This window comes from Haladaptatus pallidirubidus (genome assembly GCF_020700235.1).
GTDB lineage: Archaea > Halobacteriota > Halobacteria > Halobacteriales > Haladaptataceae > Haladaptatus > Haladaptatus pallidirubidus.
Genome location: NZ_CP085301.1, coordinates 966,505 through 988,157 on the forward strand (window position 1 = coordinate 966,505; position 21,653 = coordinate 988,157).

General features: G+C 58.7%; 27 protein-coding genes and 1 pseudogene. 14 read left to right on the plus strand and 14 right to left on the minus strand.

Annotated elements, in window-relative coordinates:
• Window positions 1-38: 38 nt before the first annotated feature.
• From metX to LIX15_RS05475, 3 genes are all read right to left on the minus strand, one after another.
• Window positions 39-1,184, minus strand: a complete 1,146-nt coding sequence (gene metX, locus LIX15_RS05465; RefSeq protein WP_227776487.1) for a homoserine O-acetyltransferase MetX — start codon at window positions 1,182-1,184, stop codon at window positions 39-41.
• Window positions 1,181-2,458: an O-acetylhomoserine aminocarboxypropyltransferase/cysteine synthase family protein gene (locus tag LIX15_RS05470; protein WP_227776488.1), complete on the minus strand. Its 1,278-nt coding sequence runs from the start codon at window positions 2,456-2,458 to the stop codon at window positions 1,181-1,183. Before LIX15_RS05470 ends, metX begins: the two co-directional genes overlap by 4 nt.
• Window positions 2,459-2,791: 333 nt before the next feature.
• Complete coding sequence (locus LIX15_RS05475; RefSeq protein WP_227776489.1) at window positions 2,792-2,995, minus strand: hypothetical protein; 204 nt, start codon at window positions 2,993-2,995, stop codon at window positions 2,792-2,794.
• Between the two features lie 110 nt (window positions 2,996-3,105).
• Between LIX15_RS05475 and LIX15_RS05480 the strand changes: the two genes are divergently transcribed.
• A complete protein-coding gene (locus LIX15_RS05480; RefSeq protein ID WP_227776490.1) occupies window positions 3,106-3,732 on the plus strand; it encodes a DUF3267 domain-containing protein in 627 nt (208 codons plus the stop codon).
• Window positions 3,729-3,938 (plus strand): hypothetical protein, encoded by a 210-nt coding sequence (locus LIX15_RS05485; RefSeq protein WP_227776491.1) that lies wholly within the window; start codon window positions 3,729-3,731, stop codon window positions 3,936-3,938. The genes LIX15_RS05480 and LIX15_RS05485 overlap by 4 nt, the downstream gene beginning before the upstream one ends.
• Before the next feature lie 18 nt (window positions 3,939-3,956).
• On the opposite strand, the gene LIX15_RS05490 is transcribed toward LIX15_RS05485, so the two are convergent.
• The 3 genes from LIX15_RS05490 to LIX15_RS05500 form a co-directional block, all read right to left on the minus strand.
• The gene (locus LIX15_RS05490) at window positions 3,957-4,580 is read right to left on the minus strand and encodes a TMEM175 family protein (RefSeq protein ID WP_227776492.1); all 624 of its coding nucleotides are present in this window, start codon (window positions 4,578-4,580) and stop codon (window positions 3,957-3,959) included.
• Window positions 4,581-4,632: 52 nt separating this feature from the next.
• The gene (locus tag LIX15_RS05495; protein ID WP_227776493.1) at window positions 4,633-5,802 is read right to left on the minus strand and encodes a pyridoxal-phosphate-dependent aminotransferase family protein; all 1,170 of its coding nucleotides are present in this window, start codon (window positions 5,800-5,802) and stop codon (window positions 4,633-4,635) included.
• 358 nt (window positions 5,803-6,160) lie between these two features.
• The gene (locus tag LIX15_RS05500) at window positions 6,161-6,862 is read right to left on the minus strand and encodes a TIGR00266 family protein (protein WP_227776494.1); all 702 of its coding nucleotides are present in this window, start codon (window positions 6,860-6,862) and stop codon (window positions 6,161-6,163) included.
• A gap of 265 nt (window positions 6,863-7,127) precedes the next feature.
• Between LIX15_RS05500 and LIX15_RS05505 the strand changes: the two genes are divergently transcribed.
• The 4 genes from LIX15_RS05505 to LIX15_RS05520 all read left to right on the plus strand — a co-directional run bounded on the left by LIX15_RS05505 (window position 7,128) and on the right by LIX15_RS05520 (window position 11,056).
• A complete protein-coding gene (locus LIX15_RS05505; RefSeq protein WP_227776495.1) occupies window positions 7,128-7,919 on the plus strand; it encodes an alpha/beta fold hydrolase in 792 nt (263 codons plus the stop codon).
• Between the two features lie 60 nt (window positions 7,920-7,979).
• A complete protein-coding gene (locus LIX15_RS05510) occupies window positions 7,980-9,425 on the plus strand; it encodes a class I adenylate-forming enzyme family protein (RefSeq protein WP_227776496.1) in 1,446 nt (481 codons plus the stop codon).
• 444 nt (window positions 9,426-9,869) lie between these two features.
• Window positions 9,870-10,562, plus strand: coding sequence for a type 1 glutamine amidotransferase (locus LIX15_RS05515; RefSeq protein WP_227776497.1), 693 nt, complete (start codon window positions 9,870-9,872; stop codon window positions 10,560-10,562).
• A gap of 80 nt (window positions 10,563-10,642) precedes the next feature.
• Window positions 10,643-11,056 (plus strand): DUF7344 domain-containing protein, encoded by a 414-nt coding sequence (locus tag LIX15_RS05520; protein WP_227776498.1) that lies wholly within the window; start codon window positions 10,643-10,645, stop codon window positions 11,054-11,056.
• Window positions 11,057-11,097: 41 nt separating this feature from the next.
• On the opposite strand, the gene LIX15_RS05525 is transcribed toward LIX15_RS05520, so the two are convergent.
• Complete coding sequence (locus tag LIX15_RS05525) at window positions 11,098-11,475, minus strand: alpha/beta fold hydrolase (RefSeq protein WP_227776499.1); 378 nt, start codon at window positions 11,473-11,475, stop codon at window positions 11,098-11,100.
• Window positions 11,476-11,690: 215 nt separating this feature from the next.
• On the opposite strand from LIX15_RS05525, the gene LIX15_RS05530 reads away from it, so the two are divergent.
• Window positions 11,691-12,854 (plus strand): acyl-CoA dehydrogenase family protein, encoded by a 1,164-nt coding sequence (locus LIX15_RS05530; RefSeq protein ID WP_227776500.1) that lies wholly within the window; start codon window positions 11,691-11,693, stop codon window positions 12,852-12,854.
• A 205-nt stretch (window positions 12,855-13,059) separates the two neighbouring features.
• Here LIX15_RS05530 and LIX15_RS05535 read toward each other — a convergent pair whose 3' ends face one another.
• The gene (locus LIX15_RS05535; protein WP_227776501.1) at window positions 13,060-13,257 is read right to left on the minus strand and encodes a hypothetical protein; all 198 of its coding nucleotides are present in this window, start codon (window positions 13,255-13,257) and stop codon (window positions 13,060-13,062) included.
• A 127-nt stretch (window positions 13,258-13,384) separates the two neighbouring features.
• Between LIX15_RS05535 and LIX15_RS05540 the strand changes: the two genes are divergently transcribed.
• From LIX15_RS05540 to LIX15_RS05550, 3 genes are all read left to right on the plus strand, one after another.
• Window positions 13,385-14,314, plus strand: coding sequence for a phosphotransferase family protein (locus LIX15_RS05540; protein ID WP_227776502.1), 930 nt, complete (start codon window positions 13,385-13,387; stop codon window positions 14,312-14,314).
• A gap of 57 nt (window positions 14,315-14,371) precedes the next feature.
• Window positions 14,372-14,779: an MOSC domain-containing protein gene (locus LIX15_RS05545; protein WP_227776503.1), complete on the plus strand. Its 408-nt coding sequence runs from the start codon at window positions 14,372-14,374 to the stop codon at window positions 14,777-14,779.
• Window positions 14,780-14,953: 174 nt separating this feature from the next.
• On the plus strand, window positions 14,954-15,880 hold the full coding sequence (locus LIX15_RS05550) for a cupredoxin domain-containing protein (RefSeq protein WP_227776504.1): 927 nt from the start codon (window positions 14,954-14,956) through the stop codon (window positions 15,878-15,880).
• Between the two features lie 18 nt (window positions 15,881-15,898).
• Here LIX15_RS05550 and LIX15_RS05555 read toward each other — a convergent pair.
• From LIX15_RS05555 to LIX15_RS05570, 4 genes and pseudogenes are all read right to left on the minus strand, one after another.
• Window positions 15,899-16,689, minus strand: a pseudogene (locus tag LIX15_RS05555) (aldo/keto reductase).
• Between the two features lie 508 nt (window positions 16,690-17,197).
• Window positions 17,198-17,785 carry a protoglobin domain-containing protein gene (locus LIX15_RS05560; RefSeq protein WP_227776505.1) on the minus strand — a complete coding sequence of 196 codons (588 nt, stop codon included), beginning with the start codon at window positions 17,783-17,785 and terminating at the stop codon, window positions 17,198-17,200.
• 70 nt (window positions 17,786-17,855) lie between these two features.
• The gene (locus tag LIX15_RS05565; RefSeq protein ID WP_227776506.1) at window positions 17,856-18,323 is read right to left on the minus strand and encodes a cupin domain-containing protein; all 468 of its coding nucleotides are present in this window, start codon (window positions 18,321-18,323) and stop codon (window positions 17,856-17,858) included.
• Between the two features lie 80 nt (window positions 18,324-18,403).
• Window positions 18,404-18,871: a cupin domain-containing protein gene (locus LIX15_RS05570; protein ID WP_227776507.1), complete on the minus strand. Its 468-nt coding sequence runs from the start codon at window positions 18,869-18,871 to the stop codon at window positions 18,404-18,406.
• A gap of 211 nt (window positions 18,872-19,082) precedes the next feature.
• On the opposite strand from LIX15_RS05570, the gene LIX15_RS05575 reads away from it, so the two are divergent.
• Together LIX15_RS05575 and LIX15_RS05580 are read left to right on the plus strand one after the other, a co-directional pair.
• Window positions 19,083-19,403, plus strand: coding sequence for a 4Fe-4S dicluster domain-containing protein (locus LIX15_RS05575; protein ID WP_227776973.1), 321 nt, complete (start codon window positions 19,083-19,085; stop codon window positions 19,401-19,403).
• A gap of 113 nt (window positions 19,404-19,516) precedes the next feature.
• Window positions 19,517-19,894 (plus strand): hypothetical protein, encoded by a 378-nt coding sequence (locus tag LIX15_RS05580; protein ID WP_227776508.1) that lies wholly within the window; start codon window positions 19,517-19,519, stop codon window positions 19,892-19,894.
• 15 nt (window positions 19,895-19,909) lie between these two features.
• On the opposite strand, the gene LIX15_RS05585 is transcribed toward LIX15_RS05580, so the two are convergent.
• Window positions 19,910-20,095: a DUF6757 family protein gene (locus tag LIX15_RS05585; RefSeq protein ID WP_227776991.1), complete on the minus strand. Its 186-nt coding sequence runs from the start codon at window positions 20,093-20,095 to the stop codon at window positions 19,910-19,912.
• Between the two features lie 17 nt (window positions 20,096-20,112).
• Window positions 20,113-20,901, minus strand: coding sequence for a PHP domain-containing protein (locus LIX15_RS05590; RefSeq protein ID WP_227776509.1), 789 nt, complete (start codon window positions 20,899-20,901; stop codon window positions 20,113-20,115).
• Window positions 20,902-21,039: 138 nt separating this feature from the next.
• Here LIX15_RS05590 and LIX15_RS05595 point away from each other — a divergent pair, with 138 nt between their 5' ends.
• Both LIX15_RS05595 and LIX15_RS05600 read left to right on the plus strand, forming a co-directional pair.
• Window positions 21,040-21,324 (plus strand): DUF5789 family protein, encoded by a 285-nt coding sequence (locus LIX15_RS05595; protein ID WP_227776510.1) that lies wholly within the window; start codon window positions 21,040-21,042, stop codon window positions 21,322-21,324.
• Between the two features lie 115 nt (window positions 21,325-21,439).
• A complete protein-coding gene (locus LIX15_RS05600; RefSeq protein ID WP_227776511.1) occupies window positions 21,440-21,637 on the plus strand; it encodes a hypothetical protein in 198 nt (65 codons plus the stop codon).
• The last annotated feature ends 16 nt before the right edge of the window (window positions 21,638-21,653 follow it).

Below are 21,653 nucleotides of genomic sequence, written 5' to 3' on the forward strand. Positions count from 1 at the left end.
GCCAAAACGGACTACAGTCGGGGTAATTGTAAGTCGATTCAGTGCGCGAACAGGCTGGCGTGAACCGGCGCGAATCGTCCCGTTTCGGATTCGAGGAATCGGCGAATCGGCGGCCCGACCGATTCGGGTTCGGTGAGAAAAGCGTCGTGTCCGTGGTCGCTCTCGATGACGCGATGGGTCGTTTCGACGCCCGCATCACGGAACGCCGATTCGAGGCGGTTCGACTGTCCGACCGTAAAGTGCCAGTCACCCGAAATAGACAGCACGAGGGCCTCACCGTCGAATTCGGCGAGCGCGCCGGCGTCGGAATCGTAGCCCGCTGAAAGGTCGTAATTCTCCATCGCGTGCGTGAGCGCGAGGTAGCTGTTCGCGTCGAATCGTTCGACGAATTTCCGCGCTTGATAGTCGAGATAGCTCTCCACGTCGCGGTAGGAGTCGGGCGCAAACGCCGGAGACGATTCGTCCGAATCGTCTCCGGCACCGAACCCACGAGGCGGACAGTCGGCGAATCGCCTGCCGAACTTCTCGGCCATCGAATCCTTCGAAAGGTACGTGACGTGTCCCAGCTGTCGAGCCAGGGCCAACCCGGTATCGGGATGGTCGGGGTAGTAATCGCCGCCCTGCCACGCCGGGTCGGAGACGATTGCCCGCCGAGAAACCGCCGAGAGGGCGAGCAGTTGCGGGTCGAGACGCGCGGACGTGGCGATTGGAATCACCTTCTCGACGCGGTTCGGAAACCGCGTCGCCCATTCGAGGGCGTTCATGCCACCAACGCTTCCGCCGACCACCGCCCGAAGTCTCCCGATTCCGAGGTGGTCGAGCAGGCGACGCTGAGCGCGCGTCCAATCGCCGACGGTGACCGCCGGGAAGTTCGATCCGTATGGTTCGCCCGTTTCGGGATTCGTGCTCTGTGGCCCGGTCGTTCCGTAGCACGACCCGGGAACGTTCGCGCAGATGACGAATCGCTTTCGCGTGTCGATGGGTTTGCCCGGCCCGACCATATCGTTCCACCAACCGGTTCCTTGGCCGTCGGGGATTCCCCGAACCTGCTGACTGCCGGTGAGGGCGTGACAGACGAGAACCGCGTTGTTTCCGGTGTGTTCGCCGTAGGTTTCGTAGGCGACCTCCAACTCCGGAACCCGCCCGCCGGATTCGAACTCGAACGACCCGAGAGAGACGGTCATCGTGTGGCCACCTCGATTGCCGAATCGAGGTCGGCGAGGATGTCCGCGGGGTCTTCGATGCCGACCGAAAGACGAACCAAATCGCGGGTTACGCCGGCCGATTGCTGCTCTTCCGGCGAGAGTTGGGCGTGCGTCGTGCTTGCGGGGTGGATGACCAGCGTTTTGGCGTCGCCGATGTTGGCGAGGAAAGACGCGAGTTCGACCTCCTCGCAGAACGTCTTGCTGGCCTCGTACTCGCCGAGGCCGAAGGCGATCATGCCGCCGTAGCCCCCCCGTAAATATCGATTTGCACTTCCGTGCGTTTCGTGGGATTCGAGTCCGGGATAGGCGACCCACGCCACCTCGTCGTGGTCTGCGAGATACTCCGCGACGATGGCGGCGTTTTCGCAGTGGCGAGCCATTCGAAGGGGAAGCGTTTCCAACCCTTGGATCGTTTGCCACGCGTCGAAGGGAGACTGCTGGTTGCCGAGGCTTCGGAGCGACCGAAATCGAACCGCGGTGGCGAGCGGTGCGTCGGAGAAATCCCGCGAGAAGTCGATGCCGTGGTAGGCGGGGTTGTCGCCGGACAGTTCCGGATAGTCGTCCCAGTCGAAAGTACCCCCGTCCACGAGGACGCCGCCGACCGTCGTTCCGCTTCCGTGGAGCCACTTCGTCGTGGACTCCCAGACCACGTCCGCGCCGTGGTCGAGGGGACGACAGAGTGCGGGCGTGGCGAAGGTGTTGTCCACCACGAGCGGAACGCCGTGGTCGTGTGCGATTTCGGCCACGCGCTCGAAATCGGGCGTGACGAGCGACGGATTGCCGATGGTTTCGACGTGGACGAAGGCGGTGTCCTCGTCGATTGCCTCGGCGTAGCCCCCGTACTCCAGCGTTTCCACGAATCGAGCCTCGATTCCGCGGCGGGACGCGGTGTGCGAGAAGTAGGCCGTCGTCCCGCCGTAGGTGTCGGTCGAGACGACGACGTTGTCGCCAGCCGCCGCGAGGACGAGCGTGAGCGAGTCGAGCGCCGCCATCCCGCTGGCGGTGGCGACCGCGTCGTCGCCGCCTTCGAGCGAGGCGATTCGCTCTTCCAGCATCTCGACGGTCGGGTTGCTCAGGCGGGAATAGATGTGCCCGTTGGCCTCCAGAGCGTACAGTTCCGCGGCGTGGTCGGCGTCCTCGAAGGCGTAGGATGTCGTTTGGTAGAGGGGCGGAGCAACCGCCCCTGTCGTGGGGTCAGGCTCCTGCCCCGCGTGGACGCTCCGGGTGTCGAATCGGGGCTGGTCGTCGCTCATGTGTAGTAAGCATATTTCTACAGAATTTTATAACCAGCAGTTACGGCAACGTTTGCAGAGCGTGCTAACACGTGGCGAATGGGAGTGGTTACGACGAAAGATATGCAAGCAACCACGCGATTACGGTGCAGAAGACGGCGACTACACTGCCCTGATGGAGTTCCAGTTCAGAGCAATGTGAATCCGGCGAGTTCGATGAAAACGAGAAACAAAACGAGTGTCGTGAGGAGATTTTGTTGTTTCTGGAGGCGTTCGATATTCGAGTCAGTCATCACCTATCGGTAGTCATTTTCCTATCATAATCGCTTCGAACGACGGAAAACGGTCGGGAAATCACGACGTAATGATGACCGAGATTCCCGCCAACAGCACCAAAACGATGACGAGCGAGAGCATGGAGAAGAAACTATTACCAACGCTAGTTATCGTCAGTAGTTCCCCGGCCAGCTTGAGAAATTCGAAGAGAACGAGGAAAGCCAGCAATCGAGCGATTTTGTCCAATTTTCGGTGAATTTCTGGCGTATTGGAGTCTGTCATCGACTAATCGTTTCGGCTTTCGAAGAAAGCGTTTTTGAATCGACAACTTACACTGCCGGGCTATCGCTTGGCACGCAACGGCAAAGGTCACAGACTGCATTTGTGTCGGTATGACCCCGCCCGAAACACCCACCGGATACCGTCAGCCGATCCGATTTCGCTACTCGTCGCTTCTGCTCGGGGTTTGTTCCGTCATCGTGTTCGTCGTCTCCGCAGTCGGATTCGGATTTTTGCTCTGGTTCTTTCAGGGCAGACCGGACGAACTCACGATTAGCATCAGCATCAGCGGTGGGCGTGATTTTCTCCCGCTGTTCGCCGGACTCGGCGTCTTCGTCGGCACGCTGGTCGTCCACGAAGCGATTCACGGCCTCGTCTTTCGGCGACTGGGCTACCGCGTCTCCTATGGATTCGAACCGCGGATTCCCGCGCTCTACACCGCCGCGTTCGGCCAGTTCGTCACGCGGCGGGACAACATGCTGGTCGGCGTTGCACCCCTCGTTGTGATGACGCTCGTCGGGATTCCACTGCTGGCCGGGCCGATGCCGGTTGCATTGGCGGCGTATTTCGCCCTGCTGGTCAACACGTCGGGGGCCGTCGGCGACCTGTATCTCCTGTGGCGACTCCGGCGGATGCCCACTGAAACCGTCCTCTACGACACGGACATCAGGCACAGCTACATCTTCGAACCCGCGAGCGACACCGCTATAGGCGTCGGGAAACTCGAACAAAACCGATGAAAAAGCGCACGTTCGTTCTGCTCGGATTCGGCGCGTTCGGCCTCATCCTCCTGAGTTTTCTCCTGCTCGGATTCGGACGACTCCTCTTTTCCTATGAAACCGCGCGGTATCTCTCCGCACCGACGATGTTTCTCTCATTCGCGCTCGTTCTTGTTCTGTTAGTTCAGTCCATTCTCACGGCGACGGGACTGTCTGAGCTAAAATAGTCGAGTTCGTTCCACAAATCACAGTTCGTCCTGCAACGAGCGATATCTTCGCACCCACCACACTTGAAGTGGCACAATGAGGAGCGGCGTCCAGTACGCAAGGTTGAGACTGACCACACTCACCAGCATCGAAAACAGGAAGACGGCGGGAGCGGTGAGACCACGAAGGGAAATCAACCAAGCATCATGTGTGCTGATTTCCTCGGTCGTAAAACCGCGCCGCGCGGCGTACCACCACGTCGCCGTCATCGTCACGCCGACGAGTGCGAAGTTCGTCGCGTACAACCCCCACGTGAGTCGGGTCGAGTACGTCCCGACCAATTCCGTCGGAAACGGGAGGAACGAGATAGTGAGCAGGAACAACAGGTTCAGATAGAGGAGGATTCTGTCGTGGTGCTCTATCTGCTGAAAGATGTTCTGATGGATGACCCAGTACAATCCGACGGCGAAGAAACTCAACAAGTAACTGAACAGTAACGACTGGAATTCGAGAAGCTGGGAGGGGAGTTGGCTGTCTGCTTGTGCCGGTGGAACGGTCGGCACCTCGAACTGGAGCACCAATAGCGTCAAGACGATGGCGAAGACGCCGTCGCTGATAGCTTCGATCCGATCCGTTCCCTCACCTTCTACTACCCGAACCATAGCGGGTATTTCGACGTGATTACAGGTAAGTACACCTGTCGATTCGCCCGATTCAGCGCAACTGTTCTCGCCCCGCTGCCATTCCGGCCTCCAAATCCACGTCTTCTCCGACCTCGTGGAACGCCTCGCCGATGGCGCGCACGCCACGAAGAATCTGCTCCGACGAGAGATTGCCCATGTTGCTCACGCGGAAGATTTCGCCGCCGAGATGGGCCTGCCCGCCGCTGATGCTGACACTGCGGTCGGTCACCGCGTCGAAGAAATCGTCCGGATTCTCGCGGACGCCCGCGGGAAGTGAAACGGCGGTCAGCGTGTTCGAATACTCGGATTCGTCGTTTCGCTCGGGAAACATCGACAATCCCATCGCCATGAACGCGGCGCGGAACGCCCGCGATTGGCTCCGATGGCGGGAAATTCGTTCCGGCATGCCCTCTTCTTCGATCCGCTCGACTGCGACCGCGAGGCCGCGAAACAGCGGGACGGCGCTCGTGAAGGGAGTCTGGTGGGAATCCGCCTTCCGGAGATGCCAATCTAAATCCTCGTAAAACGGCGCGTTCTCGCCGTCGAAGGCTTCCTGTGCACGGGGCGTGGCGTACATCGCGCTGGTTCCCGGCGGGGCCGCGAGGCATTTCTGGGCGTCCGTAACCGCGACGTCGACGTTCCATTCGTCCACGAGGAACTCGTCGCCGCCGAGGGAGGTGACGCCGTCAACGACGAAGCAGGCGTCGTGCTCCTCGGCGATTTCACCGACTTCGGCGACCGGATTTAGCAGTCCGGTGCTCGTTTCGTTGTGAATCATCGTGACGACTTTCGTGTCGTCGCTGACGGCCTCCGCGACGGTCTCCGGGTCGATGGAGTGTCCCCAATCGAACTCGACAGGGGTGACGTTCGCGTACCGGTCGGCGATTCGCTTGAATCGCCGACCGAACTTTCCGTTGACGACCGTGACGACCTCGTCGCTCTCGCCGGCGAGGTTGGCGACGGCGGCCTCCATCGCCATCGTTGCGGTTCCGTTGAAGATGAGGCTGGTACCGCCGCTCGTCGTCGGCGTTGCGTCGAGCGACGACCGCTCGAAGATATAATTGAGACTGTTCTGTGCGCGCTCGTACACCGATTCGAACTCCGAGGAGCGGTGCGAAACCATCGGTTCGCTCATCGCGGTTCGAACCTCACGCGCGAGGGGAACCGGGCCGGGGTTGAGTAGGAGAAAATCCTCTCGCATACTGGTTCGTTCAACCTCCCACTAAATAAGCGTCGTGCGGGGCGCAATTTCCGCCACTTGTCGTCGCGTCAAATTATACCACGCAATAATTTCTCAAAATGTAGGGCAGTATTAATCCGGATAACAATCTCTAGCGCATCAGACGTTATTTGAGATCGGTGTCGAATAAACGGGTAGACGGTCGTTTTATGCTCGCTGGGGTGGGCGAATTGCGAACGTTTTCGAAAAGCGGACGCAAACGCTCTCGGAAGCTCGAAACAGTGGCGACCTCGAACGAGGAATCGACGGGAATCGCCAGCCAAGTTTAGTTCACGGTCGAAAACGGACTTGAGAAATCGAGTCGTCCACGCTCAGTGTACTATTTCGCCGATTCGCCCTTGGCACCCGTTTCACTCCCTCCTCCGGATTGGTTCCTGACCATCCACGCCAGAAGCGACGCCGGACTGCGCGACTGCGTCCAAATGGTTCCCGGCCCTTCGAACTCGCACAGGAGTCCATCACCGCTTTCGGAGATAGAACCCGCGCCGCTCACCCGACGAACCGAAAAATCGACCCCGCCCTCGAACGCGACGACGTGACCCGTGTCCACGACGTACCCTTCCTCGGGATTGAGGCTGACGACCGAAAGTGCGCCGTAACTCGACAAAAACGACGAGCCGGTGCCGGACAGCGTGAGCAGAAAATCACCCTCGCATTCGACGAACGTCTCCTCGCGGCTGAACTCCGCATCGAACACGATCGCATCTTCCACCGCGAGGAACGAACGCGAGGGAGCGTACAACGTTTCATCACGGAGTTTAAAGTGAAAAATATCGCCCGGAAACGGCGGTGCCAGCGTGACAGTACCGGGTCGCTGCGACGTGAACGCCGTCGAAAAGGGACGGTGGTTCTCATCGAGAACGTAGTTCAGCGATTTAATCTCGTCATCTCCACTCCCCATGATTTTGACCCCTTCCGAATAGCTGACCAGCGACCCCGCTTCGGCTCGAATCACCTCCCCCGTATCCAGCGTCATATCGAGTTGTGCGAACCCCGGTTGATTCGTAATTTCGTGCTCCATACTCGCACGAAACACAGCACGAAGCCCCATAGCCCTCGTGGCCTCCTGACTCGCGTTTGATGTGCTCGCAGAGAGGAAGTTTGTGTGGAATGGGAAATTGCGACGAATGGACGAGGGGAACGTAATACCGTTTTTCGAGCACGTTGCTGGATACCGCCGACACATATCAGTCACAATATCGACGCGTCTCATGTCAGACACAAGTACACTCCGAAGACGAGAATGAACGAGTTAAAACGCTCGACCGACCTACTGTCCCGGTAGAATGCCAGTTGCGGAACACGACGGCGTCTCGCTGTACTACGAGACGGATGGAACGGCGAGCAATGATACGGTCGCGTTCATCGAGGACACGGGGTACGGCGCATGGCAGTGGGGGTGGCAACACGCCGCCATCGCCGGTCCCTTCGAATCGGTGGTATGGGACAACCGCGGAACCGGGCGCTCCGACGCCCCGGACGGGCCGTATTCTATTTCGCAGATGGTGAGCGACCTCGATGCGGTGTTGACCGACCACAACTGCCGAAAAGCGCATCTCGTCGGTGCCGGACTGGGAGGAATGGTCGCGCTTCAGTACGCCACAGATTATTCGCGGGCGAAAACGCTGACGCTCATCGGCACGGCGGCCGATGGGTCTCGACTCTCGCCGAAAGTTCGAGACCGACTGCTCGTCGAGAAAACGCCGGATGCACTCCACGAATCGCTTCGTCCGGTGGTGAGCGAGGAAGCCTTCGACGCCGGATTGGAAGACCTCGTAGAGTGGCGGTTAGAAGACGACGCCGCGCTCGACGCTCAGCGCGCGCAGTTCGAAGCCGTGGAGAGCTTCGACGTGAGCGATAGCCTGTTCGAAATTACGACCCCGACGTTGGTGCTTCACGGAACCGAGGATGAAGTCTTCCCGGTCGAAGCAGGTCGGGAACTGGCGAGCGGACTGCCGCGAGGCGACCTGCGGGAGTTCGATGGCGCGCCCCACCTCGTTCACATCGAGCGTTCGAAGGAGGTTAACGACGAACTGCTGGAATTTCTGGAGGCGAACGCGGACGAAACGTTCGAGTGAGTTTCGGACTTTCACAGAAGCACACAGAACTGCTAACACAGTTCACGTTCAATGGAGGGTATGTCGCTGTCACTGGAGCGACGCGCCGACCTTTGGGGGAATCGAGTCGCAGTCGTCGAGGAAGGCGAGGAAATAACCTACGCGGAACTGGCTCGCCGGGTAAAATCCGCCGCAAACAGACTGGCCGAACTGGGCATCGACTCCGGCGACCGAGTCGCCGTCGTCTCTCGAAATCGGGTCGAAGTACTCGTTCTGCTGTTCGCCACGTGGCGCGTCGGCGGCGTGTTCGCGCCGGTTTCGCATCGTCTCACGCCCGCGACCGTTTCGCGCCCGATGGAGCAAATTAAGCCGGATGTCGTACTGTTCGAATCGGCACAGCGCGACCTCGTCAGACAGTTCGACGCCCACTCGTTCGAGGAGATAGAACTGGAAGAACCGACAGTAGCGGTGGAATCGACCGCGGACGCGACCGATTCCACACGCGCAAAATCCCCCCACCGAACAACGACAATCGAGAAAGATGAAACGTTCCTCCTCGTTAACACCGACGAAGGCGGGAACGTCGTCCGCATATCCAGACGGGCAGTCGAATGGAACTGCATCACTGCGGTTTCGGGATTCGGATTGGGCAGAACCGACTGCACCCTCCCACTGCTCCCGCTATCGCTTTCCGATTGCCTGTTCAGATTCGTTTTACCACTGCTTACCGTCGGTGGGTGCGTCGTCCTTCAGCGTGCGTTCGATCCGGAACGCGCACTGGCGGCAATCGAACGGCACGGGATTACCTGTCTCGATGGCGGCCCGACCGAATTTCGAGGATTGGTCGATACCAACGGAGAACCGAATCGAGATTCACCCGGTTCGCTTTCCTCTGTCGATTGGCTGACCACCCGCGCCCGCGTCCCGCCCGATGTGCGCGAAGCGTTTCCGGTGCCATTCGTCCGAGTGTACGGTCGCCCGGAAACCGGCCTGAACATCCTTCGTGAGTCGCCCGAGAACGAGCGCACCGCACATCCGTTTCCGGACTGCGACGTTCGAATCGAGGACGAAACGGGCGAATTATTTGTTCGCGGGCCGACCACTGCGAGTGGCTATCTCGGAGGCGAGAGGTTCGGCGAATGGGTTTCGACCGGCGACCTGTTCCGGCGCGAAAATGGCGGAGATGACGAAGACGAATCCGCCGGATTCGTCTTCGTCGGGCGCGCCGACGAACCGTTCGAGAGCGAAGGAAAACGAATTCATCCCCGGGCAATCGAAACCGTTCTCGAATCGCATTCCGAGGTTCGGTCGGCGGGCGTTATCGAAGGAGTCGCGGAAACCGTCGGAGCGGCACCGAAAGCCGTCGTCGTCGGTGACGCGTCGCCGGGCGAACTGCGAGAGTTCGCGGAGGAACGACTCGCGCCGCACGAGGTTCCGCGGGCAATCGAAGTGGTCGCGTCGCTTCCCCGTCGTGCGACGGGCGAACTCGACCGGGCGGAACTGCGAGCGCGGTTCGGTGGAGGCTAGTCAGGCGTAGATTTTCCGTTTGAGAAAAGTAAAATTTTTATTTAGAGTTAGAAATAGAAACCGTGTTCGACACTGTCGGTTTGGAAAACCCACTCACTCGGGGGATAACGATTATCATCGCCTGAGTTCTCTCTTCTCTGTACTTTCCGCTTATCTCCCGGTCGTAACCGTCTATTTCCTCTATCGCGATTGGACGTGGTATCTCTCTCCGAATTCGATGCGCGAAAACGTCGGTATCACGTTCGTGATCACCGGACTCCTCCTAGGGGGTTATCCCTACGTCGCGGTTACGGGATACATAACGACACCCGGATTCGAGAGAGGTTCATTAAACGTGCTCGACAAGAACCGGAATTGGAGGCAAAGCGTCCGTTCGATCCTTTAAAAAGACCAAATACCCGGTAGCGAAATTCATTTGTTGGTTCCGGTTGCTACTATGGTTCAATGAGTCGGCTCCGAATCGCATTTCTGAACGCCGCGCACGGGGACGAAAACACGCGGCGAAACTTCCGCAGAGAACTCGATGCGGAACTCACCGAGTTCGACGTGACGGAAGGTCATCTACCGGACAGTTTCGACTTCGACGCCGCTGTCGTCTCCGGGTCGCGGTCGTCGGTGTACTGGGACGAAGCGTGGATTCCGCCGCTGAAGGAGTGGGTGGACGTCGCAATCGAATCGGGCATGCCCATGCTCGGCATCTGCTACGGCCACCAACTGCTGGCCGACGTGCTCGGCGGCGACGTCCGCGACATGGGCGAGTACGAAATCGGCTATCGAGAAGTCGAGCATGTCGGGAAGTCGCCGCTGTTCGACGGCATCGAATCCCGATTTGTCGCCTTCACGACCCACTCGGACGAGGTCGCGGAACTCCCGCCGGGTGCGAAGGCCATCGCCGAAAACGACTACTCAAACCACGGCTTTAGGAAAGACGATGTGTTCGGCGTGCAGTTCCACCCCGAGTACGACATGGACACTGCAGAGGAGGTCACACGCGGCAAAGACCTGTCCACGGAGCGCCTCCAACAAGTGTTGGACGGCATCAACGAGGACAACTACATCGCCGCCTGTGAAGCGAAAATCGTCTTCGAGAACTTCACCGACTACGTCCGCGAGTCGGGAGACCTCTCCGCAGACTGATTGTTCTCGCCTAAATCGGTATAAAAGACCTGAATGGGTAACCACCAGAGTCACATTCATCGAAAGCGTGGAAATAGTTCATGGCAGACCCGACGACAGACGACGATGGCTCGTCACGCGCTACGTCGCCATCTGGCCCCAGTGCTAACGTACCTTCGCTTTCACAGGACGCTCTTTTCGACGCGCTCGCGTCCCGCCGGAGTCGCTACATCCTACACTATCTGCGGCGCGAGGAGCCGCCCCTGACGCTTCCCGATATCGTGGACACCGTCGCGGCGTGGGAGATGGACAAACCCATCGACCTCGTTTCGGACGAACACCGGAGAAACGTCTATATGTCCCTCCAGCACACGCAACTCCCGAAACTGGCGATGGCCGGACTCGTACAGTACGACGAAGACCGCGAACTCGTGGACAGCGGCGTTCATTCGGAGCAGGCCGGCGCCTACCTCGACATTGCGATTTCGCGGGACGACGCGGTTCCGGAAGAGTAAACGATATTTTAACCGAATCAGTTCGGTCGCGGTCGCTGGTACTACAACTTATCAGCAGTCGCTGGTTCTGCGGGTTTAATACGCGGGATACGATTACTGCGTGTCACGAGGAACGTGTCGAGCGAGGAATTCCCGTACTGCCGTCGTGAGGAACTCAGGATTGTCGGGTTCAGGCCGGTGATGAGTGCATCGAGGTCGTCGGCAAAAAGGTCAATTGAGTACGTATCTCTGGCCGAGCCGCCAGTTCGGTCACCTCCTCGAACGTCGTAGGCGAGGGTTCTGTACTCGTCGCTGAGGAAACTCACTTTCAGTTCCCACTGGGCGTGGTCGAGAATGGCACCGTGAATGAACACGACGGGTGGGCCAACGCCACGCTCTTCGTAGTACGTCTCGATGTCGTTCGTTCGGACGGTCGGCATGTGCTTAGCTATCGGGTTCGAAGCGAATGAACGATAGGACAAAGTCGAGCGATGTTTCTCGTTAGAGTCCGTCTTCGACGCTGTTAATTGGTGAGCTGCAGTTCCGGTGTGTGGGATACTGAACATTATCCCGTACCTATCTTCGTAGTTAATTTTTCGTTATCCAGTTCCCCGGAGTAGGAGTGTTTTTTAGCCTCCCCTCCGGAGAGTTGTCCATGCTCGATTACGTTGAACTCGAAGCCGACCTCGGACAAGAAGAGCGGATGGTTCGGGACACCGCCCGCGAGTTCGTCGAAGAACACGTCAAGCCCGACATCGGCGGCCACTTCGAAGCCGGAACGTTCCCGAAAGAACTCATCCCGGAAATGGGGGAGCTCGGATTCTACGCTCCGAACCTCGACGGCTACGGCCTGCCGAACCTCAGCGAGACGGCCTACGGACTGTTGATGCAGGAACTCGAAGCCTGCGACTCGGGCCTGCGCTCGATGGCCAGTGTGCAGGGTGCGCTCGTGATGTACCCCATCCACGCCTACGGCTCCGAGGAACAGAAAGACGAATGGCTTCCCGACCTCGGCGAAGGGAAGGCGGTTGGCTGTTTCGGCCTGACCGAACCCGAACACGGGTCGAACCCGTCGAGGATGGAAACCTACGCCGAAAAGGAGGGCGACGAGTACGTCCTCAACGGCTCGAAAACGTGGATTACCAACTCCCCGATTGCGGACGTGGCAGTCGTCTGGGCGCGCGACCGCTCCGACGACGACACCCCGGTTCGCGGCTTCCTCGTGGAGACCGAACGCGACGGCGTGACGACGAACAAAATCGACGAAAAGCTCTCGCTCCGCGCGTCAATCACGGGCGAAATCGGCCTTCAGAACGTGACGATTCCGGAGGAGAACGTTCTGCCCGGCGTCTCCGGCATGAAAGGCCCACTGTCCTGTCTCACGCAGGCCCGGTACGGAATCGCGTGGGGTGCGATCGGTGCGGCCCGCGACTGCTTCGAGACGGCCCGCCAGTACGCGACCGACCGCGAACAGTTCGGCGGTCCGATCGCACGCTTCCAACTTCAGCAGGACAAACTGGCCGAGATGGCGACTCAAATCACCACGTCCCAACTGCTCGCCCACCGCCTCGCCGACCTAAAAGAGCGCGGCGACCTGCGCCCGCAGCACGTTTCGATGGCAAAGCGAAACAACGTCCGGATGGCCCGCGATCAGGCCCGTGTGGCCCGCGAAATGCTCGGTGGGAACGGCATCACGACGGACTACTCGCCGATGCGCCACATGGCGAACATGGAGACGGTGTACACCTACGAGGGAACGCACGACATTCACACGCTGGTTCTGGGGCAGGATTTGACCGGTATCGCCGCGTTTGAGTAGTTCCTTTTTACTGCGGGTCCTCCTCGATGCGCTTCGCGCATCTCGTCGAACCACTTGCAAAAATCTACGCTAAAAAGGCCGTCAGCGAAGCACTGCTTGGCTGACGGCGAACCGCGCTCACTGCATTCGCGCGGATGCTCATTCTCGCAGTTTGGTTTCTCTCAGGAGCGGGCGGTTCTTTGGCCGGTCAAAGTAGTCTCTCCTTTCACCACGGGGCTTGCCGTTGCAGGAATAGAAACAGCAACCCTACGACGAAGAACGCAGCGAAGATGGCGATGAACCCGGCGAGCGTCGGGACGATAGCATGGAGGTCGCCGCCGGACGTTGCAACCCACTGGACGATAGTGAGTAGAATGGCGATGGGGAACACCTTCCGAAAGTCAGCCATCGTGAGTTCGGTCATGGTTCGAACAGTAGTTAGAAAAGTATCAAGTTGGTAGGCGTTTTCCTTCGAACCATCCACTTTTCGGTCGGAGCGACAGCGCCCGCAATGCCTCCGACCGACCGTCGCACGTAACGCGACGCCCACCATGCACAAAGACGAATCAGACGTACACGAGAGACTCGCACAGTACGCAGAACAGTACGAAGTCGTCAGGAAACTCCACGACGTGCCGCCCTACGTCACCTACGAAGTTCGGGTCGATGGGAAACGAGCGGTCTGCAAACGGGCGGGGAGCGATGAAGGAAATCCGGCAATGGAGGCGCGAGCCATGCAGTTCCTCGAAGCGAACACGTCGGTTCCAGTACCGCACGTCCTCGGCGTCGGAAACGACTACTTCGTCGCGGAGTGGAAGAATGAGATTCCCGAAGATGGAAGCTTGAACGAAGCAGGTGCGCGAACGCTCGGGGCAGGTCTGGCGACCCTGCACGAGGAGACGAGTTTCGAGTCGTCTGGATTCCTCGAATCAAGAGACGGCGAACTTGCGCTCGATGTTCGCGGGACATGGGCCGATATGCTCACCGCCATCGTCGGCGGTTGGTGTAACGACCTTGCCGTCTCTCGATTCGAGGAGGCTGGCGAATCGGTGCTGTCGTTCGTTCGAGAGCACGAAGACGCATTTACTGCCATTTCTGAACCAGCCCTCGTTCACGGCGACTACCAACCGGAAAACATCCTATTCGAAGGTGAGTCAGTCGTCGCTGTAGTGGATTGGGAGTTTTGCTTCGTCGGTGCCGGTGAGTTCGACCTCTGTCGTGCCGATCGGGAATTCTTCGATTGGTACACCGTTTCCGAGAGTGACGACCTTCGAGGATCGATTCGGGAGGGGTACGAATCGGTTCGTACCCTCCCGCCCGCATTCGACGGACGACGGCACGTCTACCGTTCGATTCTCAAACTTGACCCGATGCGCTTTTTCGAGATGCGGAAGGGTCAAGTCGGGGACGCCAACGAGGTGGCTGAATCGATGTGTGCGTTCATTCGTGACGAGTTAGAACTGGCCCGAGAAAAATTGTAAAATTGTCCGAACTGCCGACGACCGCGGTTTTAAGCCGTCTGCGGGAAACTGTGGTCTATGGACGGGACAGGAACCGTGGAGGCGATCGAGTCGGTCGAAGCAGTGGCCGGAGCAGGTCTACGTGGTGACCGCCACTTCGACCCCAGCTCTTCGGGTGACGACATCACGCTCATCGAGGCCGAGGCGGTCGAGGCCGTCGAACAGGAGTCCGGAATTTCGCTCGAACCGGGCGAACACCGCCGGAACGTAACGACTCGGGACGCCGCGCTGAACCATCTTGTCGATTCGCGGTTTCGAATCGGGGAAGCGGTTTGTGAGGGTGTCGAACTCTGCGAACCGTGTTCGCACCTCGAATCGTTGACCGAGAAGGGGACGCTTTCCGCGCTGGTTCATCGCGGCGGCCTTCGCGCAGTTATCGTGGAATCGGGCGAAATCGGCGTCGGGGACAGCGTAGAGTCGTTGTAGTACATCTTTCGACGGGGTTAGCCGGTAGGTAGGCCCTACGGCGCGAACCGTCGCGGTCTACGCCCTGTTTGGGGATTGAATCGACTGCTCGAATCGTTCGAAGGGATTCCGTACTCGAACGAAAAATCGGTCAACGACAGAGTGTTTATTTTCGTTCTTGTATGTAAATTACCCATGCGCCGTAGAAGATTTCTGACGGTTTCCGGAACTGCATTCGTCGGAGGAGCCTTAGCGGGATGTACCGGCTCCGAGCCGAAGGACGGCGGGAATGGGAATAGTTCACCGACGAAGAAAGACGGAACCGGCGAAACCACCGGCGAATCGGGCGGAGGTAATGCTGGCGACGGAAATTCGGGCGAAGCGACAACAGCGGACGGTCAGTTTTCGCTCGTTTCGTCGAACGTGCCGAAGGAAGTCGTACTGAGTGAGGAGTTCACGTTAGAATTTACCATCAAGAACAACGGCGACTCCGTGGAGACGTTCGAGTCGCCAATCGAGGTGAACGGAAGCGAGGGCGGTTCCCAGCAGTCCGGTTCGATTCAAACGGATGAAATTCCGCCGGGAGAGACGACGACGTGGTCCACCAGCCTCACCTATCCGTACGTGTCAACGGTGAACTATCTGGTAGGCGCTTTCGAGAAGTCCTTCTCCGTCAAATTCGTCGCTCCGACGCTTTCCGTCGGTGAAACGTTCGTCAGCCCGAACGAGGTGGCGATTACGATTCGGGACATCGTCCTCACCGACCACTATCGCTACGAAACCGGAGACGGCCGAATGGAAGACGTGGAATCGGACGACAATCGTCAGTGGGCGTTCGTCACGGTAAACGCGGAAAACCGCTTCCGGATGCGCCAGGCGCTCCCGAAGGGTGAAACCTTCACGCTCATCGCCGGTGGGCGCAAACTGAAACCGTCCGACATCGCCAAGCAGGAAGGAAAGTACGAACTGGATCGCTTCGGAAGCAGAGACGTTGCATCGGGCGAAAGCCTTGCCGGATGGTTAGCCTACGAGATTCCAGCAGACCGCTCCGCGAGCGATTTGGCCGTCGAGTGGAGAGCGAGCGACGGCAGTGGGTCGTGGTCGGCACAGTGGAGTCCGTAGTAGTCGGGAGAAGTTTCGTCAGTTCCACGCGGCGTCGTCCGGGTCAACGAGACGATTTTCGCGGTCGATGGATTCGATTTTTCGAGCGTCTTCGGCGTCCAGGTCGGGAACCGAGAGGTTCTGGTGGAGGTGTTTTTCGCCCGTTGATTTCGGAATCGGGACGACGTTCTCGACCTGTTCGAGCCACGCGAGACTGATTTGCGTCGGGTCGCGTCGTGCTTCTCGGCGATGTCGCGGAGTTCAGGCACGTCGCCCGCCTCGCCCTGCATAATCGGCGAGTAGGCGATCAGCGTGATGTCGTGTTTTCGGGCGTATGTGCGAAGGTCGTCCTGCTGAAAGAGCGGATGCATCTCGACCTGATTGGCGAGGATTTCCGTGTCGAGGATTTCGCACGCTTCGTCCAAGAGTTCGGGCGTGAAGTTGCTCACCGCGATGTTTCGAGCCTTGCCCGCCTCCGCGATTTTATCGAAGGCGGGGAGAGTATCCTCGGCCTCGTAGGCTTTCATCGGCCAGTGAACGTAGAGCAAGTCCACGTAGTCCGTGCCGAGTCTATCGAGGCTTTCGTCCGTGGTTTCGAGTACGTCATCGTGCGCGAGGTTGTCCGGCAGGACTTTCGTGGCGAGGAAAACGTCCTCGCGGGGCACGTCGGCGCGGGCGATGCCCGCGCCAACCGATTCCTCGTTGCCGTACATCTGCGCGGTGTCCACGTGCCGGTAGCCCAGTTCGAGCGCGGTTCGAACCGTTTTGGCGCACTGTTCTGGGTCTTCGTTTCCAGAGGTGCCCAACCCAGGTGACGGAATCTCAGTCATGGAGTGGGAAAAGCGGGCGAGGGCGAAAAAGGTCGGTGTCGTGGAAAGGGTGGCGTGGAGTTAGGGAGTCGAATGCACCATACGAACTCGTATAAGACAGTACGGTGGTACCCGATTGCGGTATGTGCGTCTTCGAGTGTGAGTGCGGGTAGAACTCGGTGATTTCGTCCGGCGAGTCGCCGGTCACGCCGACTCATCGTTCGAAATCCGGGCGTTTCCAGTGGAAACGAAGGGCTACGAAGGATGTCATCGGATGCCACATCTGGCGTCGCTTTCGGTTCGAATCAACCTACCGAAACGGTACGATTTCGAGCGGATTTTCGGGTGGCGTAGGCCACTTTGTGAAGGATTTTCTAACGTCCGCAATTCGGGTAGAGAATCTTCCGGTGGATTTTCCGAGAGTTGCGTTTCGCGTGCAAGTCGGCGTTCGTAGACGAAGGGCACCATTTCGGGTGGAAATACTCGGGCGTGTAGAAATTTCGTAAATATCGTTCGCTTCGATTCCCTCTCAGAAATCTCCATTTTTGACGTACGGCTCGCTCCACAGCGTCACCTGCAAAACCACCGCCTTGAACCACGCACTGTGCATCTTCTCCACGGCGTCCCCGCTGTATTTTCCGTTCTTCAGAAAGGGCTTCATCGTCGCCGTGATGGGGTAGATGAACGCCGACAGGTAGCGGTAGGGAATGTGGTCAACTGAATCGACATCGTCGGTTTCGTTTTTCTTCTCGTGCGTATGCCGCAGGGCGATTTCCTGCTGGTAGTTCAGCCACTCCTCGTCGTAGGGAGGATTGCAGGTGTCCCGAATCCACTGACCGAATCGCTGCCGAACGCGGTCGAGGTACTCCTCGATCGGCTCGCCCTCCGGCGTGCTGAAGTACTGAATGAGATGCGGGTGGTCGGCGATGAACTCGTACCACGTGTCGAGCACGTCGTCGATTTGCCCGTCCAGCACCTCGCCCGCCATCCGGAGGTGTTCTTCGTCCTCCTCGGTGAACAGCACGGTTTGTTTGAGCCGGTTGAACGCTGGCATGTCGATGGGAGATACGGGTACCGACTCCTCGCCGAAGGTGTAGCCGGAAATATCGTCGGTCATGGATTCTCGCACCAGAAGACAGCACAGGTATCAATAGTCGTGGTGGCCAGCAGAGGGACGAAACTGCTCCTCAGTCCATCGTGCCGGTCACGGTGTCGCAGGTGAGACAGTACACTTCGACGACGTTCTTCTCGTCCGGAATTCGCATCCAGTGCTGTGTCTGCTCGTCACATTCGGGACAGTCGCGCAGAAGTTCGCCCGACTCGCTCTCGGCCGGTGCGCCGAGTGCCACTGCGACCACGCGCTCGTCGCCGTGATTGTGCCCACGTTGGTAATCGCCGGGTGCGAATCGGACGATTTCACCCGCTTCAACGACCACGTCCTCTTCTTTCGTCTCGAACGTTGCAGTGCCGGACTGGACGTAAAACACCTCCTCTTGGTCGAAATGCGTGTGGAGACCGGGAGAAAAGCTGTCACCCGGTGCGAGTTCGTAGTAGTTGATTGCTACGTCGCTCGTCCCGAGGGCCTTTCCGACCGGGCGGGTGACCGACGCCGCGCTCATGAAGCCGTCCACATTGTCAATCGTGACTTTTTCCATACGCCTCGATGGTTCGGAACGCGGAAAAATGCACGACAACCGAGTCGGTTCGCATCGGTCGATAGAATCCGATTGTTCGACTAATCGAATCGTCCCGTTTCCGCCCCGCAGTCGAGGCAGTATGTTACGAGTTCCTCCCCGCCGTCGGCCATTTCGAGCGTGTTCGCGGTTCGCTCGCCGCACTCATCGCAGTTCCGTCGCATTTCGTCCAATTCGGAGTCCCGCGGTGCGCCGAGCGCCAGTGCAATCACGCGTTCGTCACCCTCGTTCACCCCGCGCTGGAACTCGCCGGGCGCAAATCGAACGATTTCACCCGCTCCAACGACCACGTCTCCGGTTTCCGTCTCGAACGTTACCGAACCGGACTGGATGTAGAACACTTCCTCCTGCCCGACGTGAGCGTGATAGCCGAAGGCGAAACTGTCGCCCGGCGCGAGTTCGTAGTAGTTGATTGCCATATCGTTCGTTCCGAGGTCGTCGGAAAGCCCTCGCCGAACGTTCGCTGCGCTCATTCGGGAATCCACGTCCTCGATGGTAACTTTCTCCATGCGAGTCTCTCTGCAGGCCATGGAATAAAACCACTCGTCGTAATCTGGTGATATTTAAAACCTCGGTCGAGCGAAAAACGAGAACCCTAGTTTCGGGCGCTCTTTCGCAGGTTTTTAGCCTAGCCTAAAAATCAAGAGCGTGGAGAACATTTAAGTTAGGTACGTGGTTTTAAGTATGAGTTTTGCGTTTGTAGACGTAGGTGAGAGACAGATGGCTATCGACCCACAGTTCCACGAAAACCGCGAAAAGGTAGACGACCACAACGGCCACGACGTATGGGGCCCGGTGGACGAACCGGACAAACTCGGCATCCACGGCACGCACGTCGCAGTTGACTTCGACCTTTGCATCGCCGACGGTGCCTGTCTCGAAGACTGTCCCGTGGACGTGTTCGAATGGGTAGACTCCCCGGGGCACCCGGAGAGTGAGGAGAAAGCGGATCCGGCCAATGAGGCCCAGTGTATCGACTGCATGCTCTGCGTGGACGTGTGCCCGGTCGATGCCATCGACGTTGACGCCGGACGGGTCTGAGAACCGGTAGCAACAATCGCGTTTTTAGTTATCCAAGGGATATTTATATCCCGCCTCCAATGGAGTGATATGAACTCCCATAGCGCCCTCCAGCGCCGCACGAGGTGGAAGACGTGAGTCCGGCGACGAAGCGAAAATCGGACGACGTTCTCGACCTGGAACTCGACGACGAAGCTTCAATCCCCTTCGAACCCGAGGGCGTCCTCGGAACCGAACACGACGGAGACGTGCTTACGGTTTACACCGTCACCGGCGGAGGCGCATCGCTCGTCCTTACGGAGGAGTCGTTCGCCCGCAGTTCCCGCACGCTTCAGGAAGACGCCCTGTCCGCAATACTTCGAACCGGTCTTTCCTATCTCTTTCGCGACGGCGTCGAAACGGTTCGCGTTCGCTCGGATGCCGATTCGATTACCCGTGCGCTCGACGGTTTCGACGATGCGCCGGCCTATCGCTACGAAGACGTGCTGTTCACCGCACGGCTCGAAGCATAATCTATCTGGCCGCTGTTACTCCGACTTCTCGGCGTCCAATTCACGTTGCAGAGATTCCAGTGCGTCGGACTCCGCAAGGCTCTCGAATCGCTCGCGAAAGTGGGTGTCGCAGAGGCCGACCTGCACGCCGCCCATCTTCGGTGCGAACGTTGCCTTCCGGTCGCAGTAGTGACACCGCATACTAACCGGTAGGGTCTCCACCGAATTGAAACCTGCGTTCAGAGCGTCACCGCACTCCGGAAATGCCGATACTCCTCTTTCGACAATCCAGCCTCCCCGAGCACGTCCTCGTGGGCGTCACTTCCGCCGGTCGGAACGAGGTTGTTGTCGGCGATTGCGCGTTCGATTGGCCGGGTGTCCACCTCGCGTCCGTAAGGATAGTATCGCTCCACCGCGTCAAGTTCGCTCGTCAAGGCGAGCGCAGACGTGGGGTCAGAGTACCGGAATGGATGAGCCAGTCCCACCAAACCGCTCGATTCCGAGAGCAGGGAGACCGCATCCTCGAAACTCGGTATGTCGCGAGCGACGTAACAGGGTTCGTCCGTGCCGATAACCTCGGCGAACGCGCTGTTAAAGTCGTGTTCCGTGTCGGGATTGGCGTCGATCGCCCGCGCGATGTGCGGCCGACCCAACCCTTCGCGCGATTCCAAATCGAGGTCGATGTCGAGGTGGTCTTCCACGCAGTCGATGATGGCTTGTCCGCGTTCTACCCTGTCCTCTTGCAGGCGCTCCAGTTCGGCGATGAGTTCTGGCGTCGGATAGACACCGTAGCCGAGCAGATCAATGTGCTGGCCGTCGGGCGCTTCGACCCGGAGTTCGATACCGTGAACGATGGTCACGCCCTCGACGTTCGTTACGGGCGTCGGCAGGTCGGGATGGAGTCGGTCGTGGTCGGTGATTGCGACGACAGATACATCTGCAGACCGCGCGACTGCGGGAACCTCCGAGAGTTCCATCGACCCGTCCGAGTTGGTCGTGTGAACGTGGAGATCCGCGAAAACACTCATACGTTCGTTCGGTAACGACGGAGCAAGGCGGTTTCGATGTCCCAATCGGTAGACGATAATACCGATTAAACACCTTATATCCGTAATGATTGTTTGGCAACAACCTTTATAATGAACTTTGGTGTAGAAAATTCCACGATGTCGCTCAAACAGGCAAATCAGTTGCTCGATTCGTACCAGTATCCGGTTAGCACGGAGCAACTCATCGCCGCCCACGGTGACTACGTTATCGACCTCCCGAACGGCACCGAAACGCTCGAAGAAGTGCTTCGCCGCGCCGGGGACGAGACGTACGATTCGCCGCACCAAGCCCGCGATGCGATGTACGGCGCCGTTAGCAGCAAAGCAATCGGACGGAAACATTACAGCGACCGCGACCCGACGACGATGGGAACGAACGGACCGAATCAACTCTCGTTCTGAGCGCACCGCCGCAGCGCGACACGCTATTTTCGAGGTATTTCTCAACTACAAGGAGACAGCACGAGCTAAAAACGATGCGCCGAAATTATAGTTCGTTATCTGAGATCTACAGCAAATGGTTTCCGGCGCAGTTGACCTCGCGGTGACTGGCGGACAGATACTACTGATGACCCTGCTTAGCCACCGCCTGCTGACACGCCTCGTCCTTCATCGAAAGTGGCCGAATCCACACGTTCGCATTCTCGCCGTCACCATCGGAAGCGTCCTTTCGGGAGTAACTCTCGGTCTCGGTATTCTGAGTGGAATCCAGTAGCCGCTTCTTTCGTACA

Bases quoted from the DNA above. Each gene is read 5' to 3' on its own strand.
- LIX15_RS05570 (WP_227776507.1), bottom strand. From the start codon at position 18,871: ATGGAGAAAGTTACCATCGAGGACGTGGATTCCCGAATGAGCGCAGCG.
- LIX15_RS05495 (WP_227776493.1), bottom strand. From the start codon at position 5,802: ATGCGAGAGGATTTTCTCCTACTCAACCCCGGCCCGGTTCCCCTCGCG.
- metX (WP_227776487.1), bottom strand. From the start codon at position 1,184: ATGACCGTCTCTCTCGGGTCGTTCGAGTTCGAATCCGGCGGGCGGGTT.
- LIX15_RS05530 (WP_227776500.1), top strand. From the start codon at position 11,691: ATGCTCGATTACGTTGAACTCGAAGCCGACCTCGGACAAGAAGAGCGG.
- LIX15_RS05560 (WP_227776505.1), bottom strand. From the start codon at position 17,785: ATGACCGACGATATTTCCGGCTACACCTTCGGCGAGGAGTCGGTACCC.
- LIX15_RS05565 (WP_227776506.1), bottom strand. From the start codon at position 18,323: ATGGAAAAAGTCACGATTGACAATGTGGACGGCTTCATGAGCGCGGCG.
- LIX15_RS05520 (WP_227776498.1), top strand. From the start codon at position 10,643: ATGGCAGACCCGACGACAGACGACGATGGCTCGTCACGCGCTACGTCG.
- LIX15_RS05475 (WP_227776489.1), bottom strand. From the start codon at position 2,995: ATGACAGACTCCAATACGCCAGAAATTCACCGAAAATTGGACAAAATC.
- LIX15_RS05590 (WP_227776509.1), bottom strand. From the start codon at position 20,901: ATGAGTGTTTTCGCGGATCTCCACGTTCACACGACCAACTCGGACGGG.
- LIX15_RS05480 (WP_227776490.1), top strand. From the start codon at position 3,106: ATGACCCCGCCCGAAACACCCACCGGATACCGTCAGCCGATCCGATTT.
- LIX15_RS05575 (WP_227776973.1), top strand. From the start codon at position 19,083: ATGGCTATCGACCCACAGTTCCACGAAAACCGCGAAAAGGTAGACGAC.
- LIX15_RS05515 (WP_227776497.1), top strand. From the start codon at position 9,870: ATGAGTCGGCTCCGAATCGCATTTCTGAACGCCGCGCACGGGGACGAA.
- LIX15_RS05595 (WP_227776510.1), top strand. From the start codon at position 21,040: ATGTCGCTCAAACAGGCAAATCAGTTGCTCGATTCGTACCAGTATCCG.
- LIX15_RS05500 (WP_227776494.1), bottom strand. From the start codon at position 6,862: ATGGAGCACGAAATTACGAATCAACCGGGGTTCGCACAACTCGATATG.
- LIX15_RS05470 (WP_227776488.1), bottom strand. From the start codon at position 2,458: ATGAGCGACGACCAGCCCCGATTCGACACCCGGAGCGTCCACGCGGGG.
- LIX15_RS05485 (WP_227776491.1), top strand. From the start codon at position 3,729: ATGAAAAAGCGCACGTTCGTTCTGCTCGGATTCGGCGCGTTCGGCCTC.
- LIX15_RS05505 (WP_227776495.1), top strand. From the start codon at position 7,128: ATGCCAGTTGCGGAACACGACGGCGTCTCGCTGTACTACGAGACGGAT.
- LIX15_RS05510 (WP_227776496.1), top strand. From the start codon at position 7,980: ATGTCGCTGTCACTGGAGCGACGCGCCGACCTTTGGGGGAATCGAGTC.
- LIX15_RS05525 (WP_227776499.1), bottom strand. From the start codon at position 11,475: ATGCCGACCGTCCGAACGAACGACATCGAGACGTACTACGAAGAGCGT.
- LIX15_RS05545 (WP_227776503.1), top strand. From the start codon at position 14,372: ATGGACGGGACAGGAACCGTGGAGGCGATCGAGTCGGTCGAAGCAGTG.
- LIX15_RS05540 (WP_227776502.1), top strand. From the start codon at position 13,385: ATGCACAAAGACGAATCAGACGTACACGAGAGACTCGCACAGTACGCA.
- LIX15_RS05535 (WP_227776501.1), bottom strand. From the start codon at position 13,257: ATGACCGAACTCACGATGGCTGACTTTCGGAAGGTGTTCCCCATCGCC.
- LIX15_RS05550 (WP_227776504.1), top strand. From the start codon at position 14,954: ATGCGCCGTAGAAGATTTCTGACGGTTTCCGGAACTGCATTCGTCGGA.
- LIX15_RS05490 (WP_227776492.1), bottom strand. From the start codon at position 4,580: ATGGTTCGGGTAGTAGAAGGTGAGGGAACGGATCGGATCGAAGCTATC.
- LIX15_RS05600 (WP_227776511.1), top strand. From the start codon at position 21,440: ATGGTTTCCGGCGCAGTTGACCTCGCGGTGACTGGCGGACAGATACTA.